The organism is Solitalea longa, assembly GCF_002920915.1.
Lineage (GTDB): Bacteria > Bacteroidota > Bacteroidia > Sphingobacteriales > Sphingobacteriaceae > Solitalea > Solitalea longa.
Genome location: NZ_PQVF01000003.1, coordinates 59,003 through 78,463, shown reverse-complemented (window position 1 = coordinate 78,463; position 19,461 = coordinate 59,003). Strand labels below are relative to the sequence as shown.

The window sequence follows — 19,461 nt, the reverse complement described above, 5'->3', positions numbered from 1 at the left end:
GGTTTTCTTAATTTTGCTGCAAATATAACATTTCAAGCGCGATTTCGTTTCGAAAAATATCAATAAATATGCCGCAACTTTCAATTAATGATACTATAAAGGCTTTTGCCGCATTAGGTGAATACCTGACTAATCCAAGTGATGACCTTAATGATTTGATAAATAGTGCAGTTTATCACAATAGCTGGTTTACCGAAGAATACACATGGGAGGCGGTTTTATCAATTGGTAAATCTTTATCTGAAAGCAATTTAACAGCCTGGCTTAATAATTACAAAGAGCCTTTTGAACAAAAAAGAACTTCGAAAACGGTTGGTTTAATTCTGGCAGGAAACATCCCTATGGTTGGTTTTCATGATGTGATATGTGTACTGATTGCAGGCCATAAAGCCCAAATTAAGCTTTCATCAAACGACAAAAAGCTTATTCCTCATATCTTAACAAAGTTAGTGGAGATAGAACCTGCTTATGCCCAAAATTTTGAGTTTGTGGAAAGACTGAATGGTTTTGATGCTGTAATTGCTACCGGAAGTAATAACAGTTCCCGCTATTTCGAATACTACTTTGGTAAGGTTCCTAATATCATTCGCAAAAACCGTAATTCGGTAGCTGTGTTCAACGGAACCGAAACTCCTGAAGATTTTAATCAATTGGGCAAAGACATTTTCTCGTACTTTGGTTTAGGCTGCAGAAATGTTTCAAAACTTTATGTACCTGCGAATTACAAATTCGATGCTTTTTTTGAAGGCATTGAGGCCTATAAACCGATTATCAATTTTCATAAATACGCCAACAACTTTGATTATAACTTAACCTTATTGATGATGAATCGCGTTCCGCATTTTGAGAACCATTTTATCATGCTAAGTAATAACACGGCCTACACCTCTCCTATTTCTGCCTTATATTATGAAGAGTATGCCGACGAAAAATCATTGGAAGAGCGATTAAAAGCTGATGCCGACCAAATTCAGTGCATTGTAAGTAAAAACGGACACTTTAAGGAAAGTTTAGCTTTCGGACAGGCGCAACAACCAGATCTTTGGGATTATGCTGATGGAGTTGATACGATGGAGTTTTTGTTAAGTATATAACTTTGAGTGGATGGTTTTATAGAACTATTGATAAATTGAAATTGCAATACAACAATTTAACAATATATCAATTCATTCTAATTTGAAATCTTATTTTTGAAGCAAACCTTTAAATAAGCAATAAATTGTACATTTTAAAAGTTAAAGGCGTAGCCAAAATTCCTGACTATATTCAATTGCGTGATGATAAGTTTACTCTTTTAGCTTATTTTCGTGTTGACAGACCTGAAAAATCACTGGAAAAAATTGGTTTAGGTGATAAGCAGGAATATATCTTAAACCTTGTTAAAGACTTACCTTTCGGAAAAATAGTAAAACTCGAAATCTGATGATCCAGAACGTAATAAAACTTGAGAACGTAGACATTTACCAGCAGAAGCATCTGGTTTTATCAAATGTTTCATTGAATATTGATAAAGGTGAATTTGTGTATTTAATTGGTTCTACCGGCAGCGGTAAAAGTAGTTTATTAAAGATCTTGTATGCCGATTTAAATATGCAGCAAGGTCAGGGAATGGTTGCCGGCTTCAACTTAAAAACCATAAAAGACAGTGAAGTTCCTTTTTTACGTCGTAAGTTGGGCATTGTTTTTCAAGACTTTCAACTATTGACCGACCGTACAGTTGAACAAAATTTTCAGTTTGTATTAAAGGCAACCGGCTGGAACAATGACAAATCTATGCAAGATCGCATTTTGGAATCGTTGGATAATGTGGGTATGCGTTCCAAATTAAAAAAATTCCCTCATGAGCTTTCAGGAGGTGAACAACAACGTATTGTTATTGCCCGTGCATTGTTAAACCATCCGGAAGTAATTCTAGCCGATGAGCCTACAGGTAACCTTGATCCGGATATTTCAGCGGAAATATTATTACTGTTAAAGAAAATCACTGAAGCAGGAACAGCAGTGTTAATGGCCACTCATGATCATTATACCATAGCCAAGTTTCCACAACGAATCATTAAATGTGAAAATGGTAAGGTTGTGGACAATGCTGTACTTTCGCTTTAGGTATTAGTTGTTAGCGATTGGCTTTTAGATGTTAACTTTTGCGATTAGCTGTCAGTAAAATACTCATAGCTAACAGCTATTTGCTAAGAACTGAATACAAGTAACTGCCAAGCTGTCGGTAATCTTGTATTGGCAATGTTTTTGACAAATCGGTCTTAATTAAAAACACTTATCAATCAACTTGAACTATGTTGAAAAATAAGAAGAAAAATATGGAGAATAAAGATAATCAGGTGCACGAAGAATTTATAGACAATACTGCTAATGCAGCAGAAGTACAGGAAAGCATGGCAGTAGCCGAAGAAATTGCTTCTCCGGAAAAGGTATTAAAAGATGAGTTAGATCTGGCGAATGAGAAATACCTGCGTTTATATGCGGAGTTCGACAATTTCCGTCGTCGTACATCCAAAGAACGTGTAGAGCTGATTCAAACTGCAGGTAAAGACGTAATTAAGTCGATGTTACCTGTATTAGACGATTTCGATCGTGCCTTAAAATCATTTGAAGGCCGTGAAGATGATCCAGCATTAGAAGGCATCAAGCTTATAGCCAATAAATTTAGAAATACACTGGTGCAACAAGGTTTAAAAGAAATGGAGGCTATAGGCCAACCTTTCGACGCCGAAGTGCATGAAGCAATCACCAATATTCCTTCTCCTACTGAAGATATGAAAGGTAAAGTTATTGATGTGGTTGAAAAAGGATATTTCCTTCAAGATAAAGTTATTCGTTACGCAAAAGTAGTGGTAGGAGCATAACGCATGTCAACCAAGAGAGATTATTACGACATATTAGGTGTATCAAAATCGGCGAATGCTGATGAGATAAAAAAGGCTTATCGCAAGATGGCTATAAAATATCACCCGGATAAAAACCCGGGCGATAAAGAAGCCGAAGATAAGTTTAAAGAGGCTGCAGAAGCTTATGAAATATTAAGCAATGCGGAAAAACGTCAGCGTTACGACCAATTTGGTCACCGCGCAAGTGCTGCGGGCGGTCAAGGTGGTTATGGCGGTGGACACATGAACATGGATGATATTTTCAGTCAGTTTGGAGATATTTTCGGTGGTGCACATCCTTTTGAAAGTTTCTTTGGTGGCGGTGGTGGTTCGCGTAGCGGTGGCCGCAGAGTTCCAAGAGGCTCAAACCTGCGAATTAAAGTTAAGTTAACGCTTGAGGAAATTGCTAATGGCGTTGAAAAGAATATAAAAGTTCAGAAACAAGTAAGCTGTAACACCTGTAGCGGAAGTGGTGCCAAAGGTGGTTCATCTTTTAAAAGTTGTTCTACTTGTGGCGGTAGTGGTAGTGTACGTCGCGTAACCAACACCATTTTAGGACAAATGGCTACCACCAGCACCTGTCCAACTTGTCATGGTGAAGGTCAGATCATTACCGACCGTTGTACTTCTTGTCATGGTGAAGGTGTTGTAAGAGGCGAAGAGACTTTAAAGATCAACATTCCAGCCGGAGTAAGCGATGGTATGCAACTATCACTAAGCGGTAAAGGAAATGCAGCTCCAAGGGGTGGAATGCCAGGTGATTTGATCATTTTGATTGAAGAAATTGAACACGAAACCCTTAAGCGCGACGGCAATAACATTGTTTACGATTTGTATCTGAGTTTTATTGATGCCGCTTTAGGCACTTCAGCTGAGATCCCTACAATTGATGGAAAAGCCCGTATTAAAATTGATCCGGGAACACAAGCCGGTAAAATTTTACGATTAAAAGGTAAGGGAATTAAAGAAGTAAACAGCTATACACGTGGTGATCAATTGGTGCATGTTAACATTTGGACTCCTAAGGCATTATCATCAGAAGAAAGAGCCTTGTTGGAGAAACTAAAGGAATCACCAAACTTCAAGCCTAATCCAGGTAAAAATGAGAAAAGCTTTTTCGAGAAAATGAAAGAGTTCTTCGAATAAAATATTAACACAATTTGTTAAACCCTTTTGTTAACGCAAAAGGGTTTTCTTTTTTAATGCATTCGGGCAGCAAGCTTATTCCCAATCTTTACAAAATACTTTTCATAGTAATAAACCAGCCTGCCAAGTAAAACAGAACTTAACAAAACAATTAATAGAATTTGCCAGAATTCGAATTTTACCTTATGCTGAACTAAGTATTTATTCAGGTAGAAGTAAATAAAAGGATGAAGTAAATACACCGAAAAGCTAATGGAAGCAAGCCAATCGCTCCAATGATTTAACCATTCGGCTTTAAACTTCACCTTTAAGTAAAAATAAAACACGATTAAAAACACGCTTACAGAGAGTAGTACTCTGTTTAACCCGGTGACCAATGCAACGGTATGATCTTTTACCGTGTAAGAAATATATCCAGAGAATACAAATAATAACAATCCGATTAAAAGATACCCCCAATGTTTTTTAACCGCTGAAACCTTGGCCATTAGCACTCCCAACCAGAAAAAAAGAAAATGATTTAAAGGGTAACAATAAATTTTCCAGGCTGATGCTAGTTTTAGATAAGGTTTGATCCATATAGCTATAACGACTAAACAGCCAATTAATAAAAAAAGCATAAGAAAATTTCCTGCTTTGCTTCTATTTGACCAAAAGATCATAAATGGAAAGAACAGGTAAAAGAAAAATTCCACTCCTATTGACCAACCACCGGTAATTAGTGAAAGTTGGGGATCAACTATTCCGAACAGCAAGGTAAAATTAGCCAACAGCGAAATCAGCAAATCCAGGTTAAAAACTCTCGAATACACCCATATCGACAGTAGGCAAAGCAAAAAATACAGTGGAGCAATTCGGAAATAACGTTTTAAAAAAAAGATTTTCAGGTCAGCAACTTTTAATGAATTGAACTTTTCGAAATAAGTATAACCCATGCTAACGCCACTTAACATATAAAAGAGCTCGACCATATATAAACCTAATTTTTGTGTAAAATAGGTACCGCCGTCAACCAAACTCCGGTGCTGCCAAACAGAAACATGGTAAAAAACAATCAGCAGAGCAGATATACCTCTAACTGTGTCCAAGCTATAAATTCGTTGTTTTGCCATACGTAAACTTCCACAAATATGTTGATTTTCAAATAGATAAAGAAAATTTACTTTAATTAATTTTCTTTTATAAATAATTTATTTTTTGAATAATGTATTATATTTGGCTATTGACATCATTATATTTCGCTTCTCTGCAGTTTAAATATAGACCCATTTGATGCCAGTTTATGAGGAAAGTTTACATCCTAATTCTTACTTTTTTAATCCTCCGGGTTTCGTCTGTCCATGCACAATCTGAAACATACCAATCGTTGATCAAAATTGCTGATTCACTATACAGGATAAAAGAGTATAAGAAATCAACTTATGCCTTTTCCTGGGCCTTTAGAGTGAATAGTTATCGAAGCACATTAAAAGACAGGTATAATGCAGCCAAAGCCTGGTCGATGAACTTTACTCCAGATTCAGCTTTTTATCATTTACTAAAAATGGCCAAGCAAGGTAATTTCAGTGATTATGATAAGTTGGTGAATGATCCCGCTTTTACGCCTATTCATTTAGATGCCCGTTGGAATCATTTAGTTGGAATTGTTAAGGTAAATTCTGATAAAACAGAAGCGAACCTCGATCAGACTTTAAAAAAGCAGTTAGATACAATTCATGACAATTTAATTTACTGGCACCGAAAGTTGGATAGCTTAAAACATCATGATCCCAAAAACAAAATTGCTTTCGAAAAACTCAATAAAACAGTTACGGCAAAAGATTCACTTTACAAGGATATCATCACGGATATGTGGAAATCCATTGGCTGGGTTGGGCAAAATGTGGTTGGTAAAAAAGGTCGAGATGCCCAGTTCTATTTATTGAAATATGTAAGTCTGTACACACAAAAAAAATACCTTCCATTGTTTAAAAAGGCTGTAAAAGAAGATTTTGCTACTTTAGAGCAAATGGCGGTCATTGATGATATAATGGCGATAAGACAAGGAAAAAAACAGATTTACGGAACGCAAGTAGGATTAGATGCTAAAGGAAATTATTTCTTACAACCTGTAGAAGATCCATCAAAAGTAAATCAGCTCAGAGCTGAATTAGGAATGCAGCCTTTGAATGAATACCTGAAATCATACGGTTTAAGCATTTAAATCTTATTACTTTTATATAAAAAGGTTGCCAATAACATTGGCAACCTTTTTAATTTGTAACTAATAGTAAGTCAAAGTTTGATTACAAAACTTTAAATTATAACATTTTCAAGCCATATTTTCTTAAATTCATGCTTTAAAAGACTCTAAATGTTAAGCATACGCAACATCGTTAAACAATATGCAAATCATACTGCGTTAAGCGGAGTAAGCATAGAAATTGAAAAAGGCAGCGTATTTGGGTTATTAGGACCCAATGGCGCCGGAAAAACATCCCTTATCCGAATAATAAACCAAATAACAGCACCCGATAGCGGAGAGATCTATTTCAACGGCGAAAGACTTTCGCAGAAACACATTTCTAAAATAGGTTACTTGCCCGAAGAGCGCGGATTATACAAGAAAATGGAAATTGGCGAGCAAGTACTTTATTTGGCCCAATTAAAAGACCTGAGCCGTTCTGAAGCATTAAGCAGAGCCAAATACTGGTTCGAAAAACTGGAAATTCAGGATTGGTGGCATAAAAAAGTGGAAGAATTATCAAAAGGCATGCAACAAAAGGTTCAGTTTGTGGCAACCGTTATGCATAAGCCTGATCTGTTAATTCTTGACGAACCATTTTCTGGTTTCGACCCAATTAATGTAGACATTATAACACGTGAGATCCTTGAATTAAACAAACAAGGAACAACAATCATCTTCTCTACACACCGCATGGAGTCGGTTGAGGAGTTGTGCGATTCGATCGCTTTGATAAATAAGTCTCACAAAATATTGGATGGAAGGGTGAAGGAAATCAGATATAACTACCGGAGCAACTCTTACAAGGTCTCTTATAAAGGAAACTTACCTTATTTAAATGGCAGTGCGAACAACATATATGATCAATTGAACCATTCTGCCGACGATTTACATCAACATATCACTGTAAAATTAAAAAACGAACACAGTGCAAATGACTTGCTAAAGTTTTTATTGCCGCATATTAACATCGAAGGTTTGGAGGAGATCATTCCGAGTATGCATGACATTTTTATTTCCAAGGTAAAAGAAACAGGCGGCATATTACCCGCAGAACTTCAATAATTAAGCAATCAGAAATCTATTATGAACAAGATATTACTTATTATCGGCCGCGAATACCTTACGCGCGTTCGAAAAAAATCATTTATCATTTTAACAATAGTAGTTCCATTGCTTATAATGCTTATGTACGGTGGAATTTTTGCATTGGTGGTGAAAGGCGATGAATTAAGCGGCCCCAGAAATGTAATTGTGATTGATGAAAGCGGTGTTTTCAAGAATAAATTAAAAGAAGACAAAACCGTTAAGTTCTCGTACCTGGATGGCACCATTGAGGACGCAAAAAAAATTGTCAAATCAGGAGATAACGCTTACTTGTTATACATTCCAAAATTTGAAGGTTACCAGCCGCATAACATTGAGTTGATGTCTAAAAAACAGGCGGGACTTGGTTTTAGTTCTAATATTGAAAATCAACTTGAAAATGTGATCCGTGATAAGAAATTAACTGAAGCGGGAATTGAGCAGAAAGTGCTTGATAACTTAAAGACCACAGTTTCAATAGACACCAAAAAACTAACTGATAAGGGTGAAGAAGCGGGAAGCTCAGGTGCAGCTTTTGGCGTAGGTATGGCTGCTTCTATCCTCATTTACATGTTCATTTTCTTGTACGGTGTTCAGGTAATGCGTGGAGTTATTGAAGAAAAGACCAATCGTATTATTGAAGTGATCATATCATCGGTTAGGCCGTTTCAGTTAATGATGGGTAAGATAATAGGCGTTGCACTTGTTGGCCTGACTCAATTTTTACTGTGGGTGATTTTAACCTTTACTATAGGATCGATTGCCATGAAAGCCTTGGTACCAGAAGACACCAAAAACAAGATCGAGCAAATGCAGAAAAACCCTGGTGGAATGTCAAAAGCTACCCAGCAAGCTGATAACCCTGCAGCCAAAGTATTTGAAGCCTTAAATACGGTACCTCTTGGCTTAATCCTGGGATCTTTTATATTTTATTTCCTGGGAGGATATTTATTGTACAGTGCAATTTTCGCTGCCATAGGGTCGGCAGTAGATAATGAAACCGAAACACAACAATTTATGATGCCGGTAACAATTCCGCTCATCTTTGCCTTTATCTTTTCGGTTAATTTTGTTGTGAATAATCCAGATAGTCCTATTTCGTTCTGGATGTCGATGATCCCCTTCTTCTCTCCTGTTGTAATGATGGTACGCATACCATATGGCGTCGCCCCTTGGGAACTTGCTCTTTCAATGGCACTTTTAGTGGCAGGTTTCTTTGGAACTGTTTGGTTGGCGGCACGCATTTACCGTACAGGCATTTTGATGTATGGCAAAAAAGCGAGCTGGAAAGAGCTAGGGAAATGGTTGTTTTACAGATAAGGAAGAAGCTTAAAAATCAATAATTACAAAGCACTATCAAGCCATTCGGAATTTAAAAACGAATGGCTTTTTTATTTTTATTAGAATTTAATTGATATAACTATTTGCCAATAAAATCTGCAGAGAACATAAAATAGCGTTTCTTGTTACTTATCTTTGTTCAACCGTAAAAACCATTAATCACCATCAATAGCTTACTTTCAATGAGACTTGCCGTAATCGATATGGGAACTAATACTTTTCATCTTTTAATAGCTGAACTAAAAAACGGCTTTATGGCTGAAGTGTATAAGGAGAACATTGCGGTTAAATTAGGCGAAGGGGGCATTAATAAACGAGTGATCATTGACTCTGCTTTTGAAAGAGGAATAAAAGCGGTAAAGCATTTTGAAGAGAAAATCATCGACTATCAGGTTGAGGCTTTAAAGATTATTGGCACTTCTGCACTCCGCAATGCTAAAAATGGAAATGATTTCGCCCTAAAAGTTAAAGAAATAACAGGCTACGAGGTTGAAATTATTGATGGCGACAGAGAAGCTGAGTTTATCTATTTGGGCGTAAAAGAAGCGATAGAACTTCATAACCACAAATCACTGATAATTGATATTGGCGGGGGAAGTGTAGAATTTATTATTTGTGATGATCAGCAAATGTTTTGGAAACAAAGTTTTGAAATTGGCGCTTCCCGGCTTATCCAAAAATTTCATTTAAGTGACCCTATCACAAGAGAAGAAATTATAGAGATGGAAGCTTATTTCGAAGAAACACTGGCCAACTTATTCTCAGCGGCCGAGGCAATTAAAATAGACCAGATCATTGGTTCTGCAGGTTCTTTTGAAACCTTTGCCGATATGATCGGACATCGTTTTCATACTCCTGAATTGATTGACGAACTCACCACTTATGAGTTTAATATGAGTGAATTTGAGGCGATTTATGAGCAACTGATCCATTCTACCCACAAACAGCGTTTGCAAACTCCAGGCATTATTTCCATGCGTGTTGACATGATTGTGGTAGCTGCTATTCTAACTAATTATGTTAGAAGGAGATTAAACGCTTCGAGAATGCATTTATCCACTTATGCCTTAAAAGAAGGGGTAATCTCAGAGATGGCCAGGGAAGTTAAAACCTGCTAGATTAAAGCCATCAAATGTTTGTATAATTTCTCGGTAGGTAGTCCCATCACATTCGTATACGAACCTTCTATACGCGATATTTTGTTCATCCCTATCCACTCCTGTATTCCGTATGCACCTGCTTTATCATAAGGTTGGTAAGTATCGATGTAAAAAGCCGTTTCTTCATAACTAAGCTTCTCAAAGCTCACTTTAGTAATATCATAAAACGAAATGATCTGATGATTTCTAAGAATGGAAACGCCGGTAATTACATCATGAGTTGTACCCGATAGAATATTTACCATTTTAATAGCCTCTTCCCTATCTGCCGGTTTACCTAAGATCTGATCATTGATGCAAACAATCGTATCGGAAGTGATGACCACTTCATCGGTAATGCTATCGTCAAAAGCCCTGGCTTTCTTTTCGGCTATAAATACGGCTACTTCTTCAGGCTTTAAACCCTCAGGAAATGATTCATCAACGTCTTTTAAAACTACTTTAAAATCGAAACCCATAAGTTTAAGCAGTTCCTGTCTGCGTGGCGATTTTGAAGCCAATATTATGTTTAAAGAAGATCTCATTGGATGAATAAAAATGAATTTAATTATAAATCTGAATTTCCGTTTTGCTACCAAACGAAACCTTGCTGATCGTCGGACCAGTTGCCTTGAACTTTCATTACTTTTTCAATCACATCTCGTGCACAACCTTTCCCTCCCGGTATTGGTGAGATATAATTGGATATTTGTTGGATTTCGGCAACTGCGTCATTAGGACAAGCGGCAATGCCTACTTTTTGCATTACTATAAAATCAGGAATATCATCGCCCATGTACAAAACCTGCTCCGCATCAATTCCATTATCTTTTAGCAGTTTTTCGAAAACCTCGATCTTTTTGCCAGTACCTAAAAAGATATCTTTGATACCCAAACCTTCTAAACGTTTGCGTACGCCTTCTGATTTTCCACCTGATATTACGACTACATTATAGCCTTTTTTAACAGCTAATTGCAGGGCATAACCATCTTTAATATTGAAGGTTCGTAAATGATGTCCGTCATCGGTAACCAATACCGAACCATCTGTAAGAACTCCATCAACATCAAAAATAAGGGTGGTTATATTTTTTAGCTTAGGTAGAAAACTCATTATACAATTTGAAAATCAGTTAATTTGATAATTTGAAAATGAATTAACCCATCTTCAAATTATCAAATTCTCAAATTTATTATTGATTATCTCTCCACTCGTAAACCCAGGCACTCTGAATTTGCTCCAAATGGCCCTCATTACAATCTTCACGTTTACTGCTGAAATTTGGAATAGATAAAACCCATTCCATCAGATCAGTAAAGCGAATACGATAGATCTTCGACTCGTCAAAATCGTCGCCAAACTTTTCGTACAACCCCATTGCAATATCTTCATAATCTTTCCAGTGAATTGGCAAAGCGTATTTTTCGTCTTTCATGCTATTTTTAACTAATACTTAATAAAACTAAAATCTGATTTTAATGTCCCATAAAACCTGACTGGTCAGGAACCAATACTTCAATATTACCGTCAATTATCACACACTGGCAACCTAAACGGGAAGTAATACGTGGATTTACCGCACGATCAATAAAGTCTTCTTCTTTGTCAGAAATTTCCTGAATATTCTCCATGCCATTAACAACATATAAATGGCAAGTACTGCAGCCACAAACGCCACCGCAATTATGTTGTAGTTCAATATTATTATCGAGTGCAACGTCTAAAACCGACTCGCCTTCTGCAATTGAAAGCTCAATAGGCTCTTTCCCTTTCTCTTCGAAATTAAATTTTACTTTATAAACGTTCATACGCCAAAATTAAAAAAATGTAACCATAGCACTGTTATTTGTGAAAAGATTTAACAATACTATCGGATAATAACTGATAAATATATTGTAGGGACTGATTGTTTGACAATAATTGTAAATGTTTGGTCATAACCTCCTGATCGTTTCTCCGTGCCGGACCAGTTTGCCCATCATGCGGATTAACCGATTGAACTTTTAGAGCCGTTTCAAGAATCAGTGGTTTCAACGCCTCGAAACTAAGATTGTGTTCTTTTAATAAGCCTTCGGATAGGTCATACAAATGATTTACAAAATTACAGGCAAAAACAGCTGACAAATGCAGCATTTTGCGTTGCTCGAAATTAGTGCGCGTTACAGCATTGGAAATGCTTTTGGCAAGTTGTTCAATGGTAGCCAGTGATTCATCATCAGACGCTTCAACAAAAAAAGGAATGGTTGAAAAATCGAGCAAACGTTGTTTGGAAAAGGTTTGCAGCGGATATAAAACCCCATAATAATTAGAAGCTTTTTGTAAAACCTCCATGGAAACGCTGCCAGCAGTATGCACAACCAGCTTATCATTCAATTGAAGTTGACCGGCCAATGCCTCTATAACATCATCTTTAACAGAAATAATGTAACAGTCTGCTTGATGGGTTAATTCACTTAAAGTAGCTGTTGCCTCGCACCCTAATTGCTCAGCCAATTCAAGGGCACCTTGTAAACGATGGTTAAAAACCTGAACCATTTGATGGCCTGCAGCTTTTAAAGCAAAAGCAATGTTTGTAGCCACATTTCCTGAACCAATAAATGCTATTTTCATGCGAGGGTAAGGTGTTTTTAGCTGGTCAATTCGAAAATTAAAAGAGCAGAGATAAAAGTCTGTTTAACAATTATCTCCGCTCAGGTCCCGCTAAATATTAATTAAGCCACTTGACGGGCATTCTTTTCTTTATCTTTTGAAGAAGTTAGTTCCTTGATACGGCGTGAAATGGCGAAAGCAAAACCAATAACCATAATAATGGTTCCGCTCCACAGAAAATTAATGTAGGGAAACACAATGGCTTTCATAATGATGTAATCTTTCTGTTTGCCAGGTTTCTTTAGCATCACCATTTCAAATTTATGCTCTGCAGGTAAAACATTCACAAATTTGAATTTCAAGCCAAACTCATCCATTTTTTTTGCAAAGCTGAATACCGAATTATTTTTGATAAGATAGACAGGTTCAATAGCCGTAACCTTGTGATCATCATTTCCTACAATTTCAAGCTTTAAGCCAATCGCAAGATCATTGCCCGAAAGCGGAATATCCTTTAATTGTGCATTGCGATTGATCCCTTTTACGATAACCTTTCCTTCATCAAAGAAAATAGTATCACCAATACTTACCTTATACGAAACAGGTTTTTCATACTCTTCATCATCATTATGGCCCTCATGCGATTCATGCTCATCAGCCGATTCTTTTTTAGGCACCGAACTTACGTGGGTATAAATATCGTGGGTTAAATAATGGCGGGTATCTGGTGAAGCCACCAAACCCATTGATGGATTCTGCTGGCCTAAAGGATACAGATCAAAGCTTTCTTTAACCTGATTGTTCTCGATCACTTTATAATTTACGCGGTAATAGGTATTTACACCTTTAGTTGAATCGCCCAAATAAGTAACAGTGTAGTTATTTATTTTCATCGGCTCGTTTTTCCACAACAAAATATTCTCGCGCTTATTTTTAGCATCGAACTGCGACCCGTAATCAAACCCGGAAGTATTGATAGAAATAACTTTATTTTGAGAGGCCGCTACAACCGCGCCGATTAGCATTAAACCAAAACCGATGTGCGCAATAGCTGAACCTGTTAGCTTATACTTCCCTTTAATGGCATCACTCAGCACATTTAAATTTGCCAACACTCCAAAAACAGCAGCAAAGATCAACACGACAAACAACCAGTTAAAATTCTCACTGCCATTAAATCCTTCTCCAAATACGGTTTTCAAACCGCTAAATAAAGTGAAATAAGAAATGATAGCCGTAATTATGATACTCATCAAAAATGAAACACCTGTGCTGATCCAGAATTTGCCAGTATCAGATTTTTTGTATTTCATAAATTGAGAGAAACCCAAAAGGATGGCTACAACTATAGCAAAAGGCATTTGCCATTGGTTATAAAACGCTACTGGTTCTAATGGTGGGGCTATATTGGTTCCAAATACTTTATTGATTACTGGAACTGAAGTAAAACCAATTACCTGCAAACACGACAATGTCATTACCAAAGCGCCAATGAACATCCAAAACTCACGGGAATAAATGTTTTCTTCTTTTTCGGTGAAAGGCATTTTCTTCCAGCGAACAATAATCAAAATAACGCTGATCACTAAAAAGACAACCAGGTAAGCAACCAACTGTCCCATCATCCCCAAATCGGTAAATGCGTGAACGGAGGTTTCGCCCAAAATACCGCTACGAGTTAAGAACGAAGCGTATAAAACAAGGATATAGCTTATAAGCGTTAAGAATAAAGCTGTAAAATATGAATGGCCTGTGTTTTTGAAAATGATCAGAACGTGTACGGCTGAGATCATCGTTAACCATGGAATCAATGAGGCATTTTCAACCGGATCCCATGCCCAGAAACCACCAAAGTTAAGCGCTTCGTAAGCCCAAAAAGCCCCCATAATTATACCTGCTCCTAAAACCATTGAAGCGGCTAAAGCCCATGGAATAGCTGGTTTCGTCCATTCGTTAATGCGTTTTGTCCACAAACCCGCAATGGCGTAAGCAAACGGTGCTACCATTGAGGCAAACCCAAAGAACAGTGTTGGCGGGTGAATAACCATCCAATAGTTCTGTAGCAAAGGATTTAAGCCTTTTCCGTCGGTAATATATTTTACCAGATATTCCGGATCTTTAAAGATCGGAGCATCCTGCATAGCTTCCCTTAACAATATAAAAGGCGAGCTGCCAATGCGATGGCCAAAGATTTCAATACCAAGCAGCATTGAAAGAATGAAAACCTGAGAAAGGCTGATCACAGTCATTACACTGTCTTCCCAATCCTTTGCAGTTCGCATAATGATATTACCGATCACCAATTGCCAAAACGCCCATAAAAGGAAACTACCTTCCTGACCTTCCCAAAAACAAGAGATCATGTATTCAACCGGAAGTGTTTTTGAAGAGTGTGACCAGGCGTAATTATATTCAAAATAGTGATTATAGATGATGTAGAACAACGAAGCAATAATTCCGATTACCGCCACCGACTGTATGCGGAACGACCAACGAGCAATTTGTCGCCATGACAAATCATTTTTGTCTTTTACCGTTTGAAAATAATAAGCAACCGTTGATAAAAGGGAGGCGCCAAAAGCCAATACAATAAAAAACTGGCCTAATTTACCCGGAAGAAGGTGTTCTCCTACGAATTGAATATCCATCTAAGATCTGAGAAGTGTATATAAAAAGAGTTAATAGCTTTCTTGGATTTACCCAGGGCTATTAAAACAGTTTATTTTAAAATTATAATGAAGTTGATTTTTTTACTGAAGAGAATTCCTTCATGTCGGCTTGCTGATCCGTATATTTTGAAGGGCATTTCATTAAAATTTTTGAAGCATGAAATTCGTCACCAACCATTCCCCCGGTAAGTACAATTTGCTCTGATTTTTCAAAATCCTGAGGTTTAGTTCCAAAGAACACCACTTTACACTCAACACCCTTATTATCAATAGCATAGAAGCTGAAATAATTAGCATCTTTAATCGGATCGTAATGCTGAGGTTTGGTTTTTACCAGGTGACTCACCACATGAAGCTCTTTAGTTGTTTCTTTGGCTTCACTGAATGTGGCGTAAGTACTCGAATTACCATATGTAGATACAATAATCGCAATGGCAACGGCAATGATAATAATCCCTACAATATGCGTCTTTTTCATTAATAATCAATGATTTATAAAGTTGCGCAAAGATACGTTTTTTTGCCTTGTAAAACCGACTGGTTAGCGGATTTTGTTACATAGATTTTAGTGATGAACAATTGATTTAATGTATGGATTACGGGTTGCGAATTTCGGGTTGGGAGTTGAAGTTTATTGTTTTAAATATTGGTTACGGATTGCGAGTTGCGAGTTGAGATTTTATTGTATTAAATATTGATTATGGATTACGGGTTACGAATTTAGGGTTAGGAGTTGAGGATTATTGTTTTATTGATAAACAATACTGCTATATCAAATAACACATTAATAAAACACTAACCAGAACTCGCAATTCGTAACCCACAACTCGAAATTCACCACCCGCAATTCTTAACCCGAAATTCGAAATTTACAATTCGCACCCGAACTGTTAACCCGATTTTTACGGAAAAATGCCCAAATTTTTATATGAAACTGCCACACGATCAATGGCGCAGACAAAGGCAGCCACTCGTAAATCGGTAATTTTCTTGTCGGCCAGTTTAATATCCCGAATTTCATGATAAGCCCTGATCATTGTTTCTTCCAAGCCAGAGTTTACCAGTTCAAGCTCTGAAGCTCCCTTCACAATCGTTGTGCGTTGATCGGCAGTAATAGACTGACCGGTGATTCGCTCCACCATATCCACCATATTACGCGCAGCATTTTCTTCAAACCGTTTGTTCATTCGGCCGAAGGCTACATGAGACAAATTTTTCAGCCATTCGAAATAGGAAACCGTAACACCTCCGGCATTAGCATACATATCGGGTACTATCAGGCCTCCAGCCTTTACAAATATGCCTGCAGCATCAGGTGTAGTTGGACCGTTGGCTCCCTCTACTATAATTTTAGCTTTAATGTTTTTGATATTCCCCTCGTGCAGCTGATTTTCCAGCGCCGCCGGAATAAGAATATCGCAGTCCTGCTCTAAACCCTCACTGCTATTTTTAAAGTTTTTCGCCTTTTTATAATTTAAAATAGAACCTGTTTCTTTACGGTGCCTCAACACATCATCAACATCCAGCCCTTTTGAGTCATAAATAGCGCCCTCAAATTCGCAAAGACCAACAATAATTCCCCCGGCTTCCTGAACGAACTTTGCCGAATAATATCCAACATTTCCTAAACCCTGAACAATTACCCGTTTATCTTTAATCCCTGCAGATAGTTTCAGTTTTTTCATATCCTCGGGAACATTAACACACTCGCGGGTTGCAAAAAAAACACCCCGACCGGTAGCTTCCCTCCTTCCCGCAATACCGTATTGGGCTATGGGTTTACCTGTTACACAAGCATTCGAGTCGATTTGTCCGGGGTTATAAGATTGGTAGGTATCAACGATCCATGACATTTCACGTTCGCCTGTTCCATAATCAGGAGCAGGAACATCGATGCCAGGACCAATAAAATTCTTTTTAATTAATTCAGAAGTATAACGCCGGGTAATGTTTTCCAATTCCCTTTCGTTATAATTTTTAGGATTTACTTTTACACCTCCCTTGGCTCCCCCAAAAGGCACATTCACTATAGCGCATTTATAGGTCATCAGAGCCGCCAAAGCCTTTACTTCATCTTCACTAACGAATTCGCTGTACCTTATTCCTCCTTTTGTTGGCAGTTGGTGATGAGAATGCTCAACCCGCCAGGCTGATATCAATTCGAACCCGTTATTCTTTCTAATTGGAAACTGAAAAGAATAAATGCTGGTGCATTTACGGATCATTTCAAGAATATCTTTAGGGTGATTGGTAAAGGAAGCGGCGTGATTAAAATAGTCACACACATCATCCCACAAACTAATTTCATGGAAGGATGTCTTGATGGTTTTCTTAGACATAGATTAAATGATTGGGTAATCTTAAAAATAAAGAAAGCCAAACACTTCAGCAATAAATACTTAAGCATTTGGCTATATATTATCTTCAGGGCGACAATTGATCAAACAATTGCCCTTAGCATTAAAACTTTATTCTCAAACTACCACAGCTTGTTTTTCTATTTTCTCTTCAACTATTTTAAACCTGATTTTCAAATAGTTGGGTTAAACATTAGGATGATTCTAATCACTTATATGCAACTAGAATTTCAACAGCGAATATTTCCAAACCTCATTTCAGCTTAATTTCTTAGCTGATTATGGTCTTTTTCAAGCTTAGAAAGTTTTTTGTCGATAGAGAACAAGTAAAAAGAAATACCGATAAAGATGATCGTAATAACACCTACTACTACGTAAATTTTACCTGATCCACGCATTTCATCGGCCATTTCCACCGTTCCGTTATTTTGAGCAAACGTTGCAATAGAGATCAACATTAAAACCAGGCTCAATATGTATTTTTTCATTGTTGTTTAATTTATAAGAGTGATGAGAGCAATAGTTTTAATTTATTTTGAAAGGAAATAATTCTCCATTTTTCTTATTCTGAAGCGGAGCTGTTTAATCCAAAAACCGATCAATATCCAACCGATACAAGCCGGATAAAATACCATACGCATATTTCTATCAAGATCGTAGCTACCAAAACCAGGATTTCCGCCATTTCCAGGGTGCAATGAGTCGGTCATCCGAGGCAATACAAACACCAAAACGATCATTACCGGAAAGGCAAAAATGTTGTAAACGGCTCCGATACGGGCACGCTTCTGCTCTTCATCCAACGAACCTCTTAAAACCAAATACGCCAGGTAAATAAGAATGGCTATTAATGCAGAGTTTAACTTCGGATCAGTTGTCCACCAGGTACCCCAGGTAAATTTAGCCCAAAGTGAGCCGGTCAATAAACCCAAAATACCAAAGATCACACCTACGTTTACTCCTTCCACCGCTCTTAAGTCATCCTGTTCATTACCACTTTTCAAATATTTCACACTGTAAATCACCGATGATAAAAACAACATGATCATTGTAAACCACATCGGAACGTGAAAATACAGATTGCGAATCGATTCATGCAGAATGGCTAAATGCGGCACTTTAAAAAGTAAACCTGCAATAATTGTGTAGATGATAAACACTACGGCCAGTAGTTTCCACCAATTCTTCGTCATATAGTATTATTTTATTATGAAAGATGACGCATTGGTCATCTTCCGGTAGAGATTAAACTAATTTATTCTCGCCAAAGATAAGGAAAGAGCAATAAAGATGTGGCTGATATAATTACATTAATGCCCAGTAAAAGCACGATTTCATCAACACTCACTGATCGGTCGAGTCCATCCATGGCATTTTTTGAGAGTTTAATAATGGCCATTAACACCGGAATTACCACCGGAAAACTTAACACCGCCATTAAGGTGGCATTATTGCCTGCTTTTGAGGCAATAGCCGAAATCATGGTAAATGAAGTGGCAAAACTCAAACTTCCGATCAATACACTCACAAGGTATAAGGGTACATCGCCTATGGTATTCCCAAAAACCACATTATAAAAAAACAAGGCAATTACCGATAAAGCGATCATCAGCAAAAAGTTATAAACGATTTTAGAGATGATGATAGCTTGCGGGCTTACCAATGTATAGTAATAGAGTTGCCGGCCTTTGCTTTCGTTCATAAAGCTTTTGGCTACCGCATTAATAGCTGCAAACAACATTATGATCCAAAAAAGGGCATTCCAGGTTACCGGTTCAACTTTTTTAAAGGATTGATAACAGATAAAAACGGTGGAAGCAATGTAGAGCAAGATTCCATTGATGGCATATTTCGAGCGCCATTCGAGCACCAGTTCTTTTTTTATTAATGATCGTACCTGGGAATATAAAGTCATTTAGAAAATTAAATCGGCCAAAAATATTGAATTAACCTCATTTTGAAAAATGCCCCTGATCAACGAAACGGTAGAATCAAAGAATTTATATTATTTTGCGCAAGAAATT

21 protein-coding genes are annotated in these 19,461 nt (G+C 37.3%); 9 read left to right on the top strand and 12 right to left on the bottom strand.

All coding sequences use genetic code 11. The features are described from left to right. Positions 1 to 68: 68 nt before the first annotated feature. From C3K47_RS04720 to dnaJ, 5 genes are all read left to right on the top strand, one after another. A complete protein-coding gene (locus C3K47_RS04720; RefSeq protein ID WP_103787970.1) occupies positions 69 to 1,094 on the top strand; it encodes an aldehyde dehydrogenase family protein in 1,026 nt (341 codons plus the stop codon). A gap of 125 nt (positions 1,095 to 1,219) precedes the next feature. Beyond that, a complete protein-coding gene (locus C3K47_RS04715) occupies positions 1,220 to 1,423 on the top strand; it encodes a fructose-6-phosphate aldolase (protein WP_103787969.1) in 204 nt (67 codons plus the stop codon). Then, the gene (locus C3K47_RS04710) at positions 1,423 to 2,106 is read left to right on the top strand and encodes a cell division ATP-binding protein FtsE (RefSeq protein WP_103787968.1); all 684 of its coding nucleotides are present in this window, start codon (positions 1,423 to 1,425) and stop codon (positions 2,104 to 2,106) included. The genes C3K47_RS04715 and C3K47_RS04710 overlap by 1 nt, the downstream gene beginning before the upstream one ends. 188 nt (positions 2,107 to 2,294) lie before the next feature. Beyond that, entirely contained in the window at positions 2,295 to 2,864 is a 570-nt protein-coding gene (locus tag C3K47_RS04705; RefSeq protein WP_262508175.1) for a nucleotide exchange factor GrpE, read from the top strand. 3 nt (positions 2,865 to 2,867) lie between these two features. Then, positions 2,868 to 4,031 carry a molecular chaperone DnaJ gene (dnaJ, locus tag C3K47_RS04700; RefSeq protein WP_103787967.1) on the top strand — a complete coding sequence of 388 codons (1,164 nt, stop codon included), beginning with the start codon at positions 2,868 to 2,870 and terminating at the stop codon, positions 4,029 to 4,031. Between the two features lie 53 nt (positions 4,032 to 4,084). On the opposite strand, the gene C3K47_RS04695 is transcribed toward dnaJ, so the two are convergent. Beyond that, a complete protein-coding gene (locus tag C3K47_RS04695) occupies positions 4,085 to 5,143 on the bottom strand; it encodes an acyltransferase family protein (RefSeq protein ID WP_103787966.1) in 1,059 nt (352 codons plus the stop codon). Positions 5,144 to 5,313: 170 nt separating this feature from the next. On the opposite strand from C3K47_RS04695, the gene C3K47_RS04690 reads away from it, so the two are divergent. From C3K47_RS04690 to C3K47_RS04675, 4 genes are all read left to right on the top strand, one after another. Continuing rightward, positions 5,314 to 6,234, top strand: a complete 921-nt coding sequence (locus C3K47_RS04690; RefSeq protein ID WP_103787965.1) for a DUF6624 domain-containing protein — start codon at positions 5,314 to 5,316, stop codon at positions 6,232 to 6,234. 150 nt (positions 6,235 to 6,384) lie between these two features. Further along, the gene (locus C3K47_RS04685) at positions 6,385 to 7,320 is read left to right on the top strand and encodes an ABC transporter ATP-binding protein (protein ID WP_103787964.1); all 936 of its coding nucleotides are present in this window, start codon (positions 6,385 to 6,387) and stop codon (positions 7,318 to 7,320) included. Between the two features lie 21 nt (positions 7,321 to 7,341). Further along, a complete protein-coding gene (locus C3K47_RS04680; protein WP_103787963.1) occupies positions 7,342 to 8,661 on the top strand; it encodes an ABC transporter permease in 1,320 nt (439 codons plus the stop codon). Positions 8,662 to 8,864: 203 nt separating this feature from the next. Next, positions 8,865 to 9,800 carry a Ppx/GppA phosphatase family protein gene (locus C3K47_RS04675; RefSeq protein ID WP_103787962.1) on the top strand — a complete coding sequence of 312 codons (936 nt, stop codon included), beginning with the start codon at positions 8,865 to 8,867 and terminating at the stop codon, positions 9,798 to 9,800. On the opposite strand, the gene C3K47_RS04670 is transcribed toward C3K47_RS04675, so the two are convergent. From C3K47_RS04670 to C3K47_RS04615, 11 genes are all read right to left on the bottom strand, one after another. After that, entirely contained in the window at positions 9,797 to 10,366 is a 570-nt protein-coding gene (locus tag C3K47_RS04670; protein WP_103787961.1) for a Maf family protein, read from the bottom strand. The two genes, C3K47_RS04675 and C3K47_RS04670, sit on opposite strands and share 4 nt — an antisense overlap. Positions 10,367 to 10,413: 47 nt before the next feature. Continuing rightward, the gene (locus tag C3K47_RS04665) at positions 10,414 to 10,935 is read right to left on the bottom strand and encodes a KdsC family phosphatase (protein WP_103787960.1); all 522 of its coding nucleotides are present in this window, start codon (positions 10,933 to 10,935) and stop codon (positions 10,414 to 10,416) included. 79 nt (positions 10,936 to 11,014) lie between these two features. After that, positions 11,015 to 11,257, bottom strand: a complete 243-nt coding sequence (gene iscX, locus C3K47_RS04660; protein ID WP_103787959.1) for a Fe-S cluster assembly protein IscX — start codon at positions 11,255 to 11,257, stop codon at positions 11,015 to 11,017. 40 nt (positions 11,258 to 11,297) lie between these two features. Then, positions 11,298 to 11,630: a 2Fe-2S iron-sulfur cluster-binding protein gene (locus C3K47_RS04655; protein ID WP_103787958.1), complete on the bottom strand. Its 333-nt coding sequence runs from the start codon at positions 11,628 to 11,630 to the stop codon at positions 11,298 to 11,300. A gap of 34 nt (positions 11,631 to 11,664) precedes the next feature. Next, positions 11,665 to 12,432, bottom strand: a complete 768-nt coding sequence (locus C3K47_RS04650) for a Rossmann-like and DUF2520 domain-containing protein (RefSeq protein ID WP_103787957.1) — start codon at positions 12,430 to 12,432, stop codon at positions 11,665 to 11,667. Positions 12,433 to 12,533: 101 nt separating this feature from the next. Then, positions 12,534 to 15,059, bottom strand: a complete 2,526-nt coding sequence (locus tag C3K47_RS04645) for a heme lyase CcmF/NrfE family subunit (RefSeq protein ID WP_103787956.1) — start codon at positions 15,057 to 15,059, stop codon at positions 12,534 to 12,536. An 82-nt stretch (positions 15,060 to 15,141) separates the two neighbouring features. Beyond that, positions 15,142 to 15,558, bottom strand: coding sequence for a cytochrome c maturation protein CcmE domain-containing protein (locus C3K47_RS04640; protein WP_103787955.1), 417 nt, complete (start codon positions 15,556 to 15,558; stop codon positions 15,142 to 15,144). 424 nt (positions 15,559 to 15,982) lie between these two features. Beyond that, positions 15,983 to 17,419 (bottom strand): Glu/Leu/Phe/Val family dehydrogenase, encoded by a 1,437-nt coding sequence (locus C3K47_RS04635; RefSeq protein WP_207765234.1) that lies wholly within the window; start codon positions 17,417 to 17,419, stop codon positions 15,983 to 15,985. 281 nt (positions 17,420 to 17,700) lie between these two features. Next, complete coding sequence (locus C3K47_RS04625) at positions 17,701 to 17,925, bottom strand: CcmD family protein (RefSeq protein WP_103787953.1); 225 nt, start codon at positions 17,923 to 17,925, stop codon at positions 17,701 to 17,703. A 42-nt stretch (positions 17,926 to 17,967) separates the two neighbouring features. Further along, on the bottom strand, positions 17,968 to 18,630 hold the full coding sequence (gene ccsA / locus C3K47_RS04620; RefSeq protein ID WP_103787952.1) for a cytochrome c biogenesis protein CcsA: 663 nt from the start codon (positions 18,628 to 18,630) through the stop codon (positions 17,968 to 17,970). 62 nt (positions 18,631 to 18,692) lie between these two features. After that, positions 18,693 to 19,352, bottom strand: coding sequence for a heme exporter protein CcmB (locus C3K47_RS04615; protein WP_103787951.1), 660 nt, complete (start codon positions 19,350 to 19,352; stop codon positions 18,693 to 18,695). Positions 19,353 to 19,461 lie beyond the last annotated feature (109 nt).

Coding starts and splice junctions, on each gene's coding strand:
- C3K47_RS04720 (WP_103787970.1), top strand. CDS start 69: ATGCCGCAACTTTCAATTAATGATACTATAAAGGCTTTTGCCGCATTA.
- C3K47_RS04710 (WP_103787968.1), top strand. CDS start 1,423: ATGATCCAGAACGTAATAAAACTTGAGAACGTAGACATTTACCAGCAG.
- C3K47_RS04705 (WP_262508175.1), top strand. CDS start 2,295: ATGTTGAAAAATAAGAAGAAAAATATGGAGAATAAAGATAATCAGGTG.
- dnaJ (WP_103787967.1), top strand. CDS start 2,868: ATGTCAACCAAGAGAGATTATTACGACATATTAGGTGTATCAAAATCG.
- C3K47_RS04695 (WP_103787966.1), bottom strand. CDS start 5,143: ATGGCAAAACAACGAATTTATAGCTTGGACACAGTTAGAGGTATATCT.
- C3K47_RS04690 (WP_103787965.1), top strand. CDS start 5,314: ATGAGGAAAGTTTACATCCTAATTCTTACTTTTTTAATCCTCCGGGTT.
- C3K47_RS04685 (WP_103787964.1), top strand. CDS start 6,385: ATGTTAAGCATACGCAACATCGTTAAACAATATGCAAATCATACTGCG.
- C3K47_RS04680 (WP_103787963.1), top strand. CDS start 7,342: ATGAACAAGATATTACTTATTATCGGCCGCGAATACCTTACGCGCGTT.
- C3K47_RS04675 (WP_103787962.1), top strand. CDS start 8,865: ATGAGACTTGCCGTAATCGATATGGGAACTAATACTTTTCATCTTTTA.
- C3K47_RS04670 (WP_103787961.1), bottom strand. CDS start 10,366: ATGAGATCTTCTTTAAACATAATATTGGCTTCAAAATCGCCACGCAGA.
- C3K47_RS04665 (WP_103787960.1), bottom strand. CDS start 10,935: ATGAGTTTTCTACCTAAGCTAAAAAATATAACCACCCTTATTTTTGAT.
- iscX (WP_103787959.1), bottom strand. CDS start 11,257: ATGAAAGACGAAAAATACGCTTTGCCAATTCACTGGAAAGATTATGAA.
- C3K47_RS04655 (WP_103787958.1), bottom strand. CDS start 11,630: ATGAACGTTTATAAAGTAAAATTTAATTTCGAAGAGAAAGGGAAAGAG.
- C3K47_RS04650 (WP_103787957.1), bottom strand. CDS start 12,432: ATGAAAATAGCATTTATTGGTTCAGGAAATGTGGCTACAAACATTGCT.
- C3K47_RS04645 (WP_103787956.1), bottom strand. CDS start 15,059: ATGGATATTCAATTCGTAGGAGAACACCTTCTTCCGGGTAAATTAGGC.
- C3K47_RS04640 (WP_103787955.1), bottom strand. CDS start 15,558: ATGAAAAAGACGCATATTGTAGGGATTATTATCATTGCCGTTGCCATT.
- C3K47_RS04635 (WP_207765234.1), bottom strand. CDS start 17,419: ATGTCTAAGAAAACCATCAAGACATCCTTCCATGAAATTAGTTTGTGG.
- C3K47_RS04625 (WP_103787953.1), bottom strand. CDS start 17,925: ATGAAAAAATACATATTGAGCCTGGTTTTAATGTTGATCTCTATTGCA.
- ccsA (WP_103787952.1), bottom strand. CDS start 18,630: ATGACGAAGAATTGGTGGAAACTACTGGCCGTAGTGTTTATCATCTAC.
- C3K47_RS04615 (WP_103787951.1), bottom strand. CDS start 19,352: ATGACTTTATATTCCCAGGTACGATCATTAATAAAAAAAGAACTGGTG.